Origin of the sequence: Nocardia thailandica NBRC 100428, from assembly GCF_000308795.1 — a bacterium.
Classification (GTDB): Bacteria; Actinomycetota; Actinomycetes; order Mycobacteriales; family Mycobacteriaceae; genus Nocardia; species Nocardia thailandica.
In genome coordinates, this window is sequence record NZ_BAGK01000214.1 from 82,506 (window position 1) to 96,922 (window position 14,417).

At 71.9% G+C, this 14,417-nt stretch carries 14 protein-coding genes and 1 pseudogene; 4 read left to right on the forward strand and 11 right to left on the reverse strand.

Annotated elements, in window-relative coordinates:
* The first annotated feature begins 7 nt into the window (after nt 1-7).
* From ON36_RS24470 to ON36_RS24480, 3 genes are all read left to right on the forward strand, one after another.
* Complete coding sequence (locus ON36_RS24470; RefSeq protein WP_083885374.1) at nt 8-2,122, forward strand: ABC transporter ATP-binding protein; 2,115 nt, start codon at nt 8-10, stop codon at nt 2,120-2,122.
* Nucleotides 2,119-2,856, forward strand: coding sequence for a CbiQ family ECF transporter T component (locus ON36_RS24475; protein WP_043658190.1), 738 nt, complete (start codon nt 2,119-2,121; stop codon nt 2,854-2,856). The genes ON36_RS24470 and ON36_RS24475 overlap by 4 nt, the downstream gene beginning before the upstream one ends.
* A 165-nt stretch (nt 2,857-3,021) precedes the next feature.
* Complete coding sequence (locus tag ON36_RS24480) at nt 3,022-3,657, forward strand: DUF8020 domain-containing protein (RefSeq protein ID WP_043658193.1); 636 nt, start codon at nt 3,022-3,024, stop codon at nt 3,655-3,657.
* Nucleotides 3,658-3,700: 43 nt separating this feature from the next.
* Here ON36_RS24480 and ON36_RS24485 read toward each other — a convergent pair whose 3' ends face one another.
* The 5 genes from ON36_RS24485 to ON36_RS24505 form a co-directional block, all read right to left on the reverse strand.
* On the reverse strand, nt 3,701-3,880 hold the full coding sequence (locus ON36_RS24485) for an antitoxin (RefSeq protein ID WP_043658248.1): 180 nt from the start codon (nt 3,878-3,880) through the stop codon (nt 3,701-3,703).
* Between the two features lie 73 nt (nt 3,881-3,953).
* On the reverse strand, nt 3,954-6,224 hold the full coding sequence (locus tag ON36_RS24490; RefSeq protein ID WP_052314313.1) for an ATP-dependent DNA ligase: 2,271 nt from the start codon (nt 6,222-6,224) through the stop codon (nt 3,954-3,956).
* A gap of 51 nt (nt 6,225-6,275) precedes the next feature.
* A complete protein-coding gene (locus tag ON36_RS24495) occupies nt 6,276-6,527 on the reverse strand; it encodes an antitoxin (protein WP_043658196.1) in 252 nt (83 codons plus the stop codon).
* A gap of 33 nt (nt 6,528-6,560) precedes the next feature.
* The gene (locus ON36_RS24500; RefSeq protein WP_052314314.1) at nt 6,561-7,694 is read right to left on the reverse strand and encodes an MBL fold metallo-hydrolase; all 1,134 of its coding nucleotides are present in this window, start codon (nt 7,692-7,694) and stop codon (nt 6,561-6,563) included.
* Nucleotides 7,694-8,422, reverse strand: a complete 729-nt coding sequence (locus ON36_RS24505; RefSeq protein WP_043658199.1) for an enoyl-CoA hydratase — start codon at nt 8,420-8,422, stop codon at nt 7,694-7,696. Before ON36_RS24505 ends, ON36_RS24500 begins: the two co-directional genes overlap by 1 nt.
* A 357-nt stretch (nt 8,423-8,779) precedes the next feature.
* Between ON36_RS24505 and ON36_RS24510 the strand changes: the two genes are divergently transcribed.
* A complete protein-coding gene (locus ON36_RS24510) occupies nt 8,780-9,904 on the forward strand; it encodes a flavin-containing monooxygenase (protein ID WP_043658201.1) in 1,125 nt (374 codons plus the stop codon).
* Here ON36_RS24510 and ON36_RS24515 read toward each other — a convergent pair.
* From ON36_RS24515 to ON36_RS33795, 6 genes and pseudogenes are all read right to left on the reverse strand, one after another.
* Nucleotides 9,885-10,742 carry an aldo/keto reductase gene (locus ON36_RS24515; protein WP_043658203.1) on the reverse strand — a complete coding sequence of 286 codons (858 nt, stop codon included), beginning with the start codon at nt 10,740-10,742 and terminating at the stop codon, nt 9,885-9,887. The genes ON36_RS24510 and ON36_RS24515 overlap by 20 nt on opposite strands.
* A 91-nt stretch (nt 10,743-10,833) precedes the next feature.
* Complete coding sequence (locus ON36_RS24520; RefSeq protein ID WP_043658205.1) at nt 10,834-12,342, reverse strand: carboxyl transferase domain-containing protein; 1,509 nt, start codon at nt 12,340-12,342, stop codon at nt 10,834-10,836.
* Nucleotides 12,343-12,403: 61 nt separating this feature from the next.
* A complete protein-coding gene (locus tag ON36_RS24525; protein ID WP_174377605.1) occupies nt 12,404-13,006 on the reverse strand; it encodes a GTP-binding protein in 603 nt (200 codons plus the stop codon).
* The gene (locus ON36_RS24530) at nt 12,987-13,361 is read right to left on the reverse strand and encodes a DUF742 domain-containing protein (RefSeq protein WP_043658208.1); all 375 of its coding nucleotides are present in this window, start codon (nt 13,359-13,361) and stop codon (nt 12,987-12,989) included. The genes ON36_RS24525 and ON36_RS24530 overlap by 20 nt, the downstream gene beginning before the upstream one ends.
* A 7-nt stretch (nt 13,362-13,368) precedes the next feature.
* Complete coding sequence (locus ON36_RS24535; RefSeq protein WP_011207200.1) at nt 13,369-13,782, reverse strand: roadblock/LC7 domain-containing protein; 414 nt, start codon at nt 13,780-13,782, stop codon at nt 13,369-13,371.
* Nucleotides 13,779-14,417 (reverse strand): annotated as a pseudogene (locus ON36_RS33795) (sensor histidine kinase); the annotation flags it as partial. The gene ON36_RS24535 and the pseudogene ON36_RS33795, both read right to left, overlap by 4 nt.

Below are 14,417 nucleotides of genomic sequence, written 5' to 3' on the forward strand. Positions count from 1 at the left end.
CGGTGCAGTGAGACATCAGCCCGCGGCGGTGCGCGGACCCCTGCGACCGATCGAACTGGCCACCGGGGCGGTGCTGGGCGGGCTGACCGTCGGCCTGATCACCATCGGATCGCTGGTGCCGTTCGCCGCCGCGCTGCAACTGGTCGCCGCGGTGCCGCTCGGTCTGCTCGCCACCCGGCACCGCCCGCGCGCCCTGGTCACCGCCACCGTCGCGGCCGCGCTGGTCACCTTCGTCGCCGCGGGCCTCATGCCCGCGCTCGGTGTGCTCAGCGCGGCGACCCTCGGCGGCATCATCGGCACGGTGAAGCGGCGCGGCGGCGGCCTCGGGTCGGTGATGGCGCTGGCGGTTCCGGCGGCGCTGCTGTGGGCGGCCTACTCGATCGGCATGCTGCTCGCCTTCGCGCGGACGAGGGAACTGTTCTTCCGCGCCATCCGCAACACCGCCGACGGCATCCAGAGCCTGGCCGGACGGGTCTCCGCGCTCGCGCCGCTCGGCCGGTTCGCCGCCGACGCCACCGACGTCGTCCTGCGCTGGTGGTGGGTCTATCTCGGCACCGGCGTCGCGCTCGGCGTCCTGGTCAGCACGTTCGCCTCGTGGTACGTCCTCGGCGCGGTGCTCGACCGGCTGGCCTGGCTGCCCGGCAGCGACCGGCTCGACGCCCCCGACGACGACCGGCCGGTCGACCCGCTGCCGGTCACCCTGTCCGGCGTCGGCTACCGCTACCCGGGCGCGTCCGCCGACGCGCTCGACGGCATCGACCTGACCGTGCGCGCCGGGGAGTTCGTGGCGATCGTCGGCCACAACGGCTCGGGAAAGTCGACGCTGACCCGGGTCCTGGCAGGCCGGCCGCCCACCGCGGGCACGGTGAGCAGGCCGGGGTCGGCGGGACTCGGCCGGGTCGGCGGCACCGCGCTGGTGCTGCAGCGACCCGAGAGCCAGACCCTGGGCGTCTCCGCGGCCGACGACGTGGTCTGGGGCCTGTCGGCCGAGCACGCCGCCGAGGTCGACGTCGACGACCTGCTGCGCGAGGTCGGCCTCGCGGGCATGGGCCACGTCGAGACCTCGACCCTGTCGGGCGGCCAGCAGCAACGGCTCGCCGTGGCGGCCGCGCTGGCCCGCAGGCCCGCCCTGCTCATCGCCGACGAGGCGACCTCCATGATCGACCCGGACGGCCGCCGGGAACTGGTCGCGCTGCTGGCCGCGCTGCCGCGCCGCCACGGCACCGCGGTCGTGCTGGTGACCCATCACGAGGCCGACGCCGTGGCCGCCGACCGCGTCGTCCACCTGGACCGCGGCCGCACCGTGACCCGGCTGCCGAGCTGGCCGCTGCCCCGCCGCGACGACCGCACCCGGCCCATGGGCGCGCCGATCCTCGAGCTGCGCGGGGTCCGCCACACCTACAACCGCGGCACCCCCTGGGAGGCCGCCGCGCTGCACGGGGTCGACCTGTCGGTCCGGCAGGGCGAGGCGCTGCTGATCGTCGGCGGCAACGGGTCGGGCAAGTCGACGCTGGCCTGGATCATCGCCGGCCTGACCGTGCCGAGCGGTGGCCGGTGCGAACTGCGCGGCACCCCGGTCGACCGGCAGATCGGCCGGGTCGCGCTGGCCTTCCAGCACTCGCGGCTGCAGTTGCAGAAGGAGACCGTCGGCGCGGAGATCGCGGACTGGGGCGGGCGGGCCACCGGCTCGGGCGCGGTGGGCCGGGCCCTGGACGCGGTCGGGCTCGATCGTGGCTTCGCCGCGCGCTCGATCGAGGAGCTCAGCGGCGGCCAGGCCAAGCGGGTGGTGCTCGCGGCCATCGTGGCCAGCAGGCCGCAGGTCGTCGTGCTGGACGAGCCGCTGGCCGGGCTGGACCCGCACGGCCGCGCCGAGATCGTGGAACTGCTCGCCCGCCTGCGTGATTCGGGCCTGACTCTGATCATCATCTCGCACGACGTGGCCGACATGGCCGCGGTCTGCGACCGCACCGTGCACCTGAACGCCGGGCTGATCACCGAGACCGCGGCGGTGCCCGCCGCCGCGACCGCGCGCACCGAACCGATCGTGCGTCATCTACCGGAGCCGCGCAGGCTGCTCGACCACGGCCGCCGCGCCGAACCGGGAAGCGAGGCCACCTCATGAGCACCGTGCTGCTGCGCGAAGTCCCGGTCGACAGCCCCGTGCACCGGCTGTGGGCGGGCACGAAGATGATCGCCGCGCTGGCGTTGAGCCTGCTGCTGATGTTCCTGCCGACCTGGCCGGTACTCGGCATCGCGATCGGGTTCCTCGTGCTGGTGTGGGTGGCCGCCCGGCTGCCGCTGTCCGTGCTGCCCCGGCCGCCGTGGTGGTTCTGGGCGGCGGTCGGCGCGGGCGCCCTGCTCAACGCGCCGACCGGCCTTGCGGCGGTGCTCGTCTACGCCCAGGTGTTCGTCTTCGGCGTCGTGCTGGTCGTCGCGGCCTTCCTGATCGCGTGGACCACGCCGATGGGCGAGGTCGCCCCGGCCCTGGCCACCCTGGCGGGCCCGCTGCGCCGGTTCCGGGTGCCGGTCGACGAGTGGGCGGTCGTCGTGGCGCTGACCCTGCGCGGGTTGCCCCTGCTGCTGGAGGAGATCCGCGTCCTGCGCGCGGCCCGCAAGCTGCGCCCCAAGGACAACCTCGTGCAGCGCGCCGCCGACAACCCGTGGATCGACATCCTCACCGCGTGCATGGCCGTGTCGACGCGCCGCGCGGGCGAGCTGGGCGAGGCCATCACCGCCCGTGGCGGCACCGGCATGCTCACGGCGCATCCGAGCAGGCCGGGGCGCCCGGACGCGCTGGCTTTGTTACTCGTGCTCACGGTCTGCGCGGGCGCGGTCACGGTCAGCGCCCTGTTCTGAGATGTAGTGCCGAATTCACCTACCGGACACTCGAGCCGAGGGCTAGAGTGCGATAGGCACCACTGATCGGATCCGCATTCACGCCGTTCGTGCTCTCGGGGGAATACACGCACACGGCGACTTCGTTCGGGAATCACACCTGATGAATTAGATGGGAATGTTCAGATGATCATCCGTAAGATCGCCGCGTTCGCAGTGCCCCTGCTCGCGGCGAGCCTCGTCGGCGCAGGCGTCGTACACGCCGAGCCGGTCACTCCAGATGTGGAGTACCGCGCCGAACTCTCCGGAAACACAGTTGTGACGACGCTCACACACGGCACCTTCCAGGTGTCCGGGAACGCCGTCGAAGTGAAGGACGAGGGAGGCGCCACCCTGCTCTCCCTGCCGCTCTCGGTCCGTGACGGGACGCTGGAATACTCGCTGCCGCACGCGGTGCGCGACGAGGGCCGGGTCCTCGAGATCACCGCGGTCAAGGACGTCGCCCGGTCCGTCCCCAACCTCACCCCCGTGGCCTCCCCGGCCGAAAACTACGCCGCCCAGGCCAATTTCGCGTCCACCTTCGGGCTGGCCACCGCGATCGGCAGCTTCGTCGGCATGGCGATCGGCGCGGGCATCGGCCTGGTGCTCGGTGCCGCGGCAGGCGGCATCGGCGCCCTGCCCGGTTTCGCGCTCGGCGCCTCGGTCGGCGGCATCATCGGCAGCATCGTGGTCGGTGGCCCGACGCTGGTCATCGCCGCCGTCGACCTGATCAACACCCTGGCCGCGCCGCCCGGCACCACCCAGTGGGCCCAGCAGAAATAGCGCGCCGGCGGGTGGGCCGGAAGCCACCGGCCCACCCGAGGGCTCACGCCTGGTCGCGCACAGCCTTTTTCGCGGCGTCCTGAGCCGCGTCGACCTGCCCGGCAAACTTCCCGCCGGTACGCTCGTCGACCAGGTCGCCCGCCTTGTCGATGACGCCGTCGACCTTGTCGGCATGCTTTCCGGCCAGGTCCATCGCCTTGCCGGCCAGGTTCTTGAAATCCACCGTGCACTCCTCGTTCCGCTGATCCGGGTACAACGGAACGAACGATAGCAACCCGCGAGCGTGCCCGCCGGGTCTAGGACTCGATTGTGCCCGCCCACACGGGATGCCAGAGCCGCCCGGTGTCGGTCCAGGCCTGGAAGCGGACCGTGCCCGCGATGGACGGGGTGACCCACTCGGCGTCCTTGCGCTCCTGCGGGGTGAGCTCGTTGGCGAACGGGGAGGTCTTGCGCGACAGCCGGTTCAGCCGCCGCGCCAGCTCCCGCTGCTCGGCCTCGGAGCCGAAGCCCGTGCCGACCCGGCCGACGTAGATCAGCCCCTCGTCGTGCGGAATCCCGAGCAGCAGCGACTTGAACGCCCGCGCCGCGCTGGTCCGCCAGCCGCCGATGACGACTTCCCTACTGCGCCAGTTGCGTTCCTTGAGCCAGGTGTGCGCCCGCTTGCCCGGCTGGTACACCGAGTCGAGGCGCTTGGCCACCACGCCCTCCTGCTCCTGTTCCCTGGACACCTCCAGCGCCGAGGCGCCCGGCCCGTCGAGGCGGTCGGGGACGTGCAGCGACGGCGCCAGGCTGCCCAGCGCCTCGAGCACCCGGCGGCGATCGGTGTACTTCTTGCGCAGCAGCGAGGTCCCGTCCAGGAACAGGACGTCGAACGCGACGAACTCCGCGCGCGCCGGATTCGCCTGCAGCAGCGAGATATCGGAGCGGCCGTGCTCGTCGAGGACGACGGCCTCCCCGTCGAGCACCACGCGATGCCCGGACAGCTCGCGGCCGAGCGCGGCCAGGCGCGGGTAGTCGCGGGTGACGGTGTTGCCCGAGCGGCTGCGCACGACGACCTCGCCGTCGGCGATCTCCACGATCACCCGGAAGCCGTCCCATTTGGTCTCGAAGGCCCATTCGTCGCCGGTCAGCGGACCGACCTCGGCGGCCGTCGCGAGCATGGGCGCCAGGCCGCGTGGCAGCGCGGCGCCGCCCGTGGCGGGCGCCTCCGGGACGGGTTCGCCCTGGTCGCGCATGTAGTGCATCAGCCACTGGTCGCCCTTGGTGCGGATCAGCGCGTAGCGGCCGTCGAGGCGGTCGCCGCGCAGGCCGACGATGACCTCGTCCTCGCGCCACTTCTCGGTCACGTAGATGCCCTGATCCCAGATGGTCATCTCGCCCGCGCCGTACTCGCCCTTCGGGATGACCCCGTGGAAGTGCAGGTACTCGAGGGGATGATCCTCGGTCCGCACGGCGAGGCGGTTGTGCGTGGCGTCGGTCGGCGGTCCCTTGGGCACGGCCCAGGAGGCCAGCACGCCGTCGCGTTCCAGCCGGACGTCCCAGTGCAGCCTGCGCGCGTGGTGTTCCTGCACCACGAAGCGGTTGCCCGCGCTCGGGCCCGGCGCGGCGTCGGGCACCGGCTCCGGCGTCTTCGCCGGGTCGCGCATGCTGCGGTACTTCGCCAGGGGGTCGGGCGCGGCGGCGAAGCACGGCGGGTCGAGTTCGGCGAGCAGGTCACCGTCGTCGTGCAGCCGGACCAGCACCTCGTCGAACCGCAGCTGGCGCAGCGACGCGCCGTCCTCGATCTCCGCCCAGGTCCGCGGCGCCGCGGCGTGCGGCTGCTCGCGCCCGCGCAGCGAATAGGGGGCGATGGTGGTCTTGGCGGCGTTGTTCTGGCTCCAGTCCAGGAAGATCTTGTTCGTGCGCGCGGCCTTGGCCATCGTGGCCGTCACCAGATCCGGGTACAGCGCTTCGAGATTCGTGGCCACCTGCTTGGCCACGGTCGACGCCCCCGACGAGCTCAGCTGCCGGTCGAGGGGAACGTAGAGGTGGATGCCCTTGCTGCCGCTGGTGACCGGGTAGGCGCGCAGGCCGATGTCGGCGACCATCTCGCGCACCGCCAGCGCCACCCGCGCGCACTCGGCCAGCCCGGCGCCGGGCCCAGGATCGAGATCGAAGACGATGCGGGTCGCCGGGCCGCGCGCGTCGCCGTCGAAACGCCATTGCGGCACATGGATTTCCAGCGCCGCCTGCTGCCCGAGCCAGGCCATGCCCGCCTCGGAGTCGATGACCGGATAGACCACCGGTCCGCCGGAATGGGCGATGGTGCGGCGCTCGATCCACGCGGGCGCGTGCTCGGGCAGGTTCTTCTCGAAGAAGTCGGGCTGCCCCACGCCGTTGGGCCAGCGCTTCCTGGTGACCGCCCGGCCGGCGATGTGCGGCAGGATCGCCGGGGCGACGGCCGCGTAATAGGCGATGACCTCGCCCTTGGTCGTCCCCGTCGCCGGGTACAGCACCTTGTCGAGGTTGCTCAGGTCAACCTCGATGTCGGGTGCGCCCGGCGGACCCCGGAACTCCCGGCGGACCATGCGAGACGGCTCCGGCCGCGGGGGCCCCGGAGGGGAGCCCCCGCCCCGGGATCAGGCCTGCGGTTTCGGATCGGTCGGGGCCGGACCGCCCGCCGCCGTGCCACCGGCACCCGGCTCGGCGGGCGGGACGACCTTGCGGGCCGCCTCCTTGCCCTTCTCGATCTTGTCGCTGTACTTGCCGCCGGTCTTCTCGTCGATGAAGCTGCCGGCCTTGTCGATGCTCTCGTTGATCTTGCCCGCGTTCTGCGAGGCCGCTTCCTTACCCTTGCCGAGCAAGCCCTTCAAGGTGTCCACAAGACTCATTGCCTGTCACGATCCTTTCTGCGTTGCCAACGACTAATCGATATCCTCCCACCACGAAACGCGTGGTGGGAGGTCATTCGGAACCACCCGCTGGCCCGGTTTGGGCACCGCGACCGCGGTTCCGGCCGCCTCGGCCGCCGCCACCATCCGGCGGACCGGCTCGGACCAGCCGTGGAAGGCCAGGTTGAAGGTCGCCCAGTGGATCGGCACCAGCAGGCCGTGCCCGGGATCGCCGAGCTGGAGGTCGGCGTGCGCGCGCACCGCCTCCTCCGGGTTCATGTGCACATCGGTCCAGCGGTGGTCGTAGGCGCCGATGGGCAGCAGCGTCAGATCGAACGGGCCGTGCACGGCGCCCGCCTGTGCGAACGCCTTGGTGTAGCCGGTGTCGCCGCCGAAGTACACCCGGTGCCGGGGACCGGAGAGCGCCCACGACGCCCAGAGGGTCGTGTTGCGGGTCAGGCCGCGACCGGAGAAGTGCCGCGCCTCGGTACAGGTGATCCGCAACGGGCCACCCGGGCGGTCGTCGCCCAGGGAGAACGAAGCGCCCCAATCGAGTTCGGCGATCCGCTCCTCCAGCACGCCCCAACCGCGCAGATGCGCGCCGATCCCGGTCGGCACGACGAACACCGCCCGCTGGTCGCGGGTCAGCGCCTCCACCGTCGCCTTGTCGAGATGGTCGTAGTGGTCGTGGGAGATGATCACCGCGTCGACCTCGGGCAGCGCCGACAGCGCGGCGGGCACCGGATGCAGCCGCGACGGCCCGACCAGCTGCGAGGGCGACACCCGCTCGCTCCACACCGGATCGGCCAGCACCCGGAATCCGTCGATCTCCACCAGCGCCGACGCGTGGCCGTACCAGGTCACCGCCAGCGGCGCCGCCTGCTCGGGCACCACCGGGGTGGCCAGCGGCACCGGCCTGCCCGGCGTGCCGACCCGGCCCTGGGTGATCCCCGACCACAGCAGCGACAGCCCCGAGACCGCGCCCAGCATCGCACTGGGCTCGGTGTTGTGGAAGCGGCCGTCGCGGAAGCTCGACGCCCCGGTCGCCACCGCCGCGATCTCCGCCGAGGACGCGCCGAGCGCCGCGGGGATCTCCCGCGCCGCGCGCACCGCCCACGCCAGACCGAACACTCCTGCTACTCCCGCCGCGATCCTGGTGAGCCGCATCAGCGGCCCACGAACTTCGCCGGGCGTTTCTCCTGTCGTGCCAACCTGCCCTCCTCGGCATCCGCACTGGACCAGGCCGCCTCCAGCGCCGCCCGCTGCTGGGCGCTGTCGGGACCCCGGGTGTTGTCGTCGTTGAGCACCAGCTTCATGTGTTGCAGCGACAGCGGCGCCAGCTCGGCGATGGACTTGGCCCACGCCTGCGCGTCGGCCAGCGAACCGAGCTTGTTGGCGAAGCCGTAGCTGTAGGCATCGGCCGCCGAAATCGGCTCCGCGCCCAGCAGAATCGTGCGCGCGGGCCCGCCGCCGATCAGCGAGACCAGCCTGCGCACCGTCCACCGGTCCACCGAGATCCCCAGCTTGGCCGCGGGCACCGCGATGAACGCGTCGGGCTCGATGACGCGCAGGTCCGAGGCCAGCGCCAGCTGCACCCCGGCGCCGAGCGCGCCGCCGTTGATCGCCGAGATCACGGGCACCGGCGCCGATTCGATGGTGTGGAGCATGTCGAGCAGACCCGACAGGAACGCCTCGGAGTAGACACCGGACAGGTCGGCGCCCGCGCTGAAGATCGGGCCGTCCCCGGTCAGCACGATCGCCCGCGCGCCCGTCGCCACCGCGTCGAGCACCGCGGCCCGCAGCAGGCCGACCAGCTCGTCGTTCAGGGCGTTCCGTCGTTCCGCGCGTCGCATCTCGATGGTGACCACGTCACCGTCCCGGCTGACTTCGAGCATGTGTACTCCTGTGTCTGTGGAGCGCTGGCGCGCTCGAGGTCGCGGCCCTGTGTGCCCCGTCGAACAGCGACGCGAGACTCGCGCCTGCGGCGCTTTGTCTCGCGTCGCTGTTCGACGGGGCGGCCGCGACCGCTCGCTGCGCTCGCTGGGCCTCCTCGAGGTCGGCCCGTTGATGGTGCCTGAGCGGGGCTATCCGGGTCTTCCCACGATGACCCGTCGCCTCGCTCGCCGGCCTCGTCGAGGTCGACCCCGTGTTGTCGCGTCGAGGGCACCTGGCTCCCCCGTTGTCCGGTATCGAGTCTAGGGGGTGGGACCGCCGCGGGGCGTTCCGCGACACCCCGTGCGTAGCATCGGGGGGTGGCGACCGACTACGACATTCTGGTTATCGGGGCCGGTCAGGCCGGGTTGTCCGCGGGGTATGACCTGCGGAGGCTCGGCCTCGAACCCGAGCGGGACTTCCTCATCGTCGACCACGCGCCGGGTCCGGGCGGCGCCTGGCAGTTCCGGTGGCCGTCGCTGACGCTCACCACCGTCAACCGGGTGCACGATCTGCCCGGGATGTCGTTCGCCGACACCCTGCCCGCCGGGTCGGAGTCCGCGCAGGCGGCGACGGCGGTCCCGCACTACTACGCGCTCTACGAGAAGCGGTTCGACCTGCGGGTCCGGCGGCAGGTCACCGTGCGGGTGGTGTGCGACCGCACGGCCGACGGGCAGGCCTGCGACGGGCGCGGCGAGGTCCTGCACGTCGAGACCGACAGCGCGGGCACCCTGCGGGTGCGCGGCCTGGTCAACGGGACCGGCACCTGGGAGCGGCCGTTCATCCCGCGCTACCCGGGCGCCGAGACCTTCGCGGGACGGCAGGTGCACACCCGCGACTACCGCGCGGCCGCCGACTTCGCCGGCGAGCACGTGGTCGTCGTCGGCGGCGGCATCTCGGCGGTGCAGCTGCTCGACGAGATCTCCCAGGTCACCACGACCACCTGGGTGACGCGGCGGGAACCGGTCTTCCGGGAGACCCCGTTCGGCGAGAACGACGGCCGCGCCGCCGTCGCGGCGGTCGAGGACCGGGTGCGGCGCGGGCTGCCGCCCGGCTCGGTCGTCTCGGTCACCGGCCTGCCGCTGGACGCGCGGTTGCGCGCGGCGCGCGACCGCGGCGTCCTGCGGCGGCGGCCCATGTTCGACCGCATCGAACCCGAGGGCGTGCGCTGGGACGACGGCGGATTCCAGCGCGCCGACGTCATCCTCTGGGCGACCGGGTTCCGCAGCTCGCTGGACCACCTCGCGCCGCTGCGGCTGCGCGGTCCCGGCGGGGGGATCACCATGACCGGACGGCTCGCGACCCAGGTCGCCGTCGACCCGCGCGTGCATCTCATCGGCTACGGCCCCTCGGCCAGCACGATCGGCGCCAACCGGGCGGGCCGGGCCGCCGCGGCCGAACTGACCGCCTACCTCGGCATGACGACTAGCCGAGACCGGCGCTGAACACCGCCGGGTCGGGACCGACCCGGGTGCCCGCGTCGAGGCGGCTGATCGCCTCGACCTGATCGGCGGACAGCTCGAACCCGAACACGTCGAAGTTCTCCGCGATACGCGAGGGCGTCACCGACTTGGGGATCACGATGTTGCCCAGCTGCAGATGCCAGCGGATGACCACCTGCGCGGGCGTGCGATCGAGTTCCTTGGCGATCGTGACGACCGTGGCGTTGTCCAGCGCGGCGCCCTGGCCGAGCGGGCTCCACGCCTCGGTGGCGATGGCGTGCGCGGCGTCGTAGTCGCGCAGCCGCTGCTGGGTGAGGGTCGGGTGCAGCTCGATCTGGTTCACCGTCGGGATCTCCCCCGCCTGCGAGATGAGCAGCTCGAGATCCTCGACCCGGAAGTTCGAGACGCCGAGCGAACGGATCCGGCCCTGCTCCTTCAGCCGCTGGAACGCCCGGTAGGTGTCGACGAAACGCCCGGCCGACGGCACCGGCCAGTGGATCAGGTACAGGTCGAGGTAGTCCAGGCCCAGCTTGCGCATGCTCTCGTCGAAGGCGCGCAGGGTGCTGTCGTAGCCCTGGTCGGCGTTCCATAGCTTGGTGGTCACGAAGACCTCGTCCCGGGGGATCCCCGACTCGCGCAGGGCCCGCCCGACCCCCTCCTCGTTGCCGTAGACGGCGGCGGTGTCGATGCTGCGGTAGCCGACGCGCAGCGCCTCGGCGACCACGGCCGTCACCTCCGCCTCCGGCACCTGGAAGACACCGAAGCCGAGCTGCGGGATCACGTGACCGTCGTTGAGCACGATCGTGGGGACAGGGCTGCCCTGGCTGCGGAAGGTCGTCACAGACTCGACGGTAGGAGCGGTTTTCCCACCCGTCAACGACAGGCGCTGGTGTGTTGGGGGGCGGCCGCGCGGGCCCGGCGGCGGGCGGGGGTCAGTTCGGGAGGCCGAGCCGCCGGTACCGCCGGTGCCTGGCGGCGCGGAGGTCCGCCGCGGGGAGCCCGCGCAGGTGACGCAGCTCGGCGGCCACCGCGAGGACGACGCGGCGGGCGAAGGCGACGGGTTCGTCGGCGGCGTCGGGGTATTCGCCGACGATCGCGTCGACGATGCCGTCGGCGAGCAGGTCGGCGGCCCGGATGCCCTGGGCGGCGGCGATTTCCGCCGCGTGGCGGGTGTCGCGGTACACGATGGCGCTCGCGCCCTCGGGCGGGAGCGGCGCCAGCCAGCCGTGACGGGCGGCCAGCACGCGGTCGGCCGGGAGCAGGGCCAGCGCGCCGCCGCCGGTCCCCTGACCGAGCAGCACCGAGACGGTCGGCGTGTCGAGGGTGACGAGATCGGCCAGGCAGCGGGCGATCTCGGGCGCGAGCCCGCGCTCCTCGGCCTCCTTCGACAGCGCCGCACCGACGGTGTCGATGACGAGCACGAGGGGCAGGCGCAGCTCTTCGGCCAGCGCCATGGCCCGGCGGGCCTCGCGCAGCGCGGCGGGGCCGAGGGTGTTCTCGCCCTCCTGGCCCGAACGGTCGTGCCCGAACACCACACACGGCTCCCCGGCGAGCCGGGCGAGGGCGTGCACCACCGTGCGGTCGGCCTCGCCCTGGCCGGTGCCCGAGAGCGGAACCCGTTGCGTCGCATGGCGGAGCAGGTCGCGGATGCCGGGCCTGCCCGGCCTGCGCGAACTCAGCACCGCGTCCCACGCCTGCGCCGACGACGGCTCCGCGCCCGGATTGCGCACGGGCGCGGCCCAACCGGGCTCGGCGGACAACGCGCGGACCTCCCCCGAAGCGACGCTGAGGGCGCGGTGGGCGATGCGGCGGAAGATCTCGATCCCGACGACGCCGTCGATCACGCCGTTGCGATACAGGTTCTCCGCGGTCTGCACGCCGGGCGGGAACTCGCGGCCGTAGAGCGCCTCGTACACGCGCGGGCCGAGGAACCCGATCAGCGCGCCGGGCGCGGCGAAGGTGATGTGTCCCAGCGAACCCCAGGACGCGAAGACGCCACCCATCGTGGGATCGCGCAGGTAGACCAGGTACGGATGACCGGCCGCCTTGTGCGCGGCGACCGCGCCTGCGATCTTGACCATCTGCACGAAGGCGAGCGTGCCCTCCTGCATCCGGGTGCCGCCGGAGGTCGGCGAGGCGATCAGCGGAAGCCCCTCGGCGGTGGCGCGTTCCACCGCGGCGACGATCCGCTCGGCGGCGGCGACGCCGATCGAGCCGGCCAGGAAGGCGAATTCGCACGCGATGACGGCCACCGGCCGCCCGCGCAGCAGTCCCCCACCGGTGAGCACCGACTCGTCGGTGCCCGACTGCTGCGCGGCGGCGCGTAGCTCTCGGCGGTAGCCCGGAGACACGGTCGTCGTCTCGATCGGCGGCCGATCCCAGCTCACGAAGGAGCCCGGATCCAGCAAGCCGTCGAGAAATTCCCGTGCCGAGTACCTCATCGGGTCAGCCGAGCGCCGGAGCGCCCGAGACGCGGACCCTGGTGTCGAGGTCGGCCATGTGTCAGTAGCCCTGCATGACCTTGCGCAGGGCGTACTCGGTCAGCGACACCAGCGCCTGCTTGGCGGGCTCGCGGCGCCGCGCGTCGATCGACATGATCGGCACGTCGGCCGGCACCGCGAGTGCCTGGCGGATGTCTTCCAGTGGGTACTTCGGCGCGTCGTCGAACTCGTTGAGCGCCACCAGGAACGGCAGGCCACGAGCCTCGAAGTAGTCGACCGCCGCGAAGCTGTCCTCCAGCCTGCGGGTGTCGACCAGCACCACGGCGCCGATGGCGCCGCGGATGAGGTCGTCCCACATGAACCAGAACCGGTACTGGCCCGGTGTACCGAACAGGTACAGGACGAGGTCGTCGGCGAGGCTGATCCGGCCGAAGTCCATGGCCACGGTGGTCGTGGACTTCATCGGAATGCCGGTCAGGTTGTCGATGCCGGCACTCGCGTTGGTGACCAGCGCCTCGGTGCGCAGCGGAACGATCTCCGACACTGCACCGACCAACGTGGTCTTACCGACACCGAAGCCACCGGCGACAACGATCTTCGCCGAAGTCGGCTTGCTCGTGCGGGTGTCGACCTGCGCCGTCGAATCAAATACGCCGGAGTCCACTGAGAACCCTTTCGATCAGCTCGCGACGTTCATCGTCGCTGGAATCGTCTTTCAAAGTCGCCGAAACCCGGACATGGCCGGCTTCGATCAGGTCTGCCACGAGTACCCGCGCCACTCCGATCGGAATGGTCAACCGCGCGGCGACTTCGGCGACGGACGGCGATTCTCTGCACAACTCCACGATGGACGTTTCGAGGTTGGTCAGTTCCGACTGCCGCTCATTGGCGACCGGATGCGATGCGACGAGCGCCTCCAACGCCAACTCGACCGCCGGCCTGGTGCGGCCGGCAGTCAAGGAGTACGGGCGGACGAGACTGGGCTCGGCGCTCCCCATGCGGTGATCGTCTATGTCCATCCCACCATCAGGAACCCATCGTGACGCGTGGCGTGGCCTGCACCGTCTGGCCCACCCGCTCGACCAACAAAGCCATCTCGTAGCCGACCTGACCGATATCACACGAGGTGTTGGTCAGCACCGCCAGATACGAGCCGTCACCGACTGCCATGAGCAGTAGGTAACCGTGTTCCATCTCCACGACGGACTGCAGGACGGTGCCACCCTCGAAGAGGTTCGAGACACCGACCGACAGACTCGCCAGACCCGCCGTGACGGCCGAGAGCTGCTCGGCGCGGTCGACGGGAAGCTGGGCACTCGCGGCCATCAACAGGCCGTCAGCCGAGACAAGGACGGCATGGGCTACGCCAGGAACCTCGTTGGCGAAGTTCGAAACCAGCCAATCCAGCTGACGGTTCGTACCACCTAGATCGGGGTTCATCGGTCTCCTTTATCTCCGGTTAGGTTCATGTCCTTCATTGCGCGGCCATCCCGGACGCCCTGCTGGTGACGGCTCAGGGACTTCCTGATCGTCTCCGGATCACGCGCAGCCGAGGGTCGCTCGGCGGCGGCGTTCACCGCACCAGGCACGAGCCTCCCGCCTGGATTGCGCTGAGGCAAGCCCGCGGCGGTACGAACCTCCGGCTTGGCCTCGCTCGCCCGGCGAGCCGCCTGCCATCCTTCGTCGCCGGGGGCTTCGAAGGCCGCGGCTGTCTGAGACCGATCGGAGTTCGGATCCGACAGCCACGCCGACATCATCTCCGCGAAGATGGGCGTGCCGCCGATCACCGAATCACCTTCGGGCGCAGGCTGCAACCTGGTCTGGAAGAACGACGCCGCCTTGGCCGGGTTGGACCGGTAGCTGTGGCGCCCCGGATCGCGTCCGGCCGGAGTGGCGTTGTCCGGCCCCGCAGGGCCCCGATCCCGTTGCGGCAGAGCGACTCCGGGCCCGGCTTGCGCCTGCGGTACCACACTAGCGCCGGGATCGCGTTGCGGCAGGCCATTCGGGCCGACCGGGCGCGGGGGCTCGCCGCCCGGCAGCGGACGGCCGGGGGCGGCGGGGCGCTGCGGCAGGCC

Bases quoted from the DNA above. Each gene is read 5' to 3' on its own strand.
- ON36_RS24535 (WP_011207200.1), bottom strand. From the start codon at position 13,782: ATGAACCCCGATCTAGGTGGTACGAACCGTCAGCTGGATTGGCTGGTT.
- ON36_RS24520 (WP_043658205.1), bottom strand. From the start codon at position 12,342: ATGAGGTACTCGGCACGGGAATTTCTCGACGGCTTGCTGGATCCGGGC.
- ON36_RS24490 (WP_052314313.1), bottom strand. From the start codon at position 6,224: ATGGTCCGCCGGGAGTTCCGGGGTCCGCCGGGCGCACCCGACATCGAG.
- ON36_RS24500 (WP_052314314.1), bottom strand. From the start codon at position 7,694: ATGCGGCTCACCAGGATCGCGGCGGGAGTAGCAGGAGTGTTCGGTCTG.
- ON36_RS24475 (WP_043658190.1), top strand. From the start codon at position 2,119: ATGAGCACCGTGCTGCTGCGCGAAGTCCCGGTCGACAGCCCCGTGCAC.
- ON36_RS24530 (WP_043658208.1), bottom strand. From the start codon at position 13,361: ATGGACATAGACGATCACCGCATGGGGAGCGCCGAGCCCAGTCTCGTC.
- ON36_RS24505 (WP_043658199.1), bottom strand. From the start codon at position 8,422: ATGCTCGAAGTCAGCCGGGACGGTGACGTGGTCACCATCGAGATGCGA.
- ON36_RS24480 (WP_043658193.1), top strand. From the start codon at position 3,022: ATGATCATCCGTAAGATCGCCGCGTTCGCAGTGCCCCTGCTCGCGGCG.
- ON36_RS24495 (WP_043658196.1), bottom strand. From the start codon at position 6,527: ATGAGTCTTGTGGACACCTTGAAGGGCTTGCTCGGCAAGGGTAAGGAA.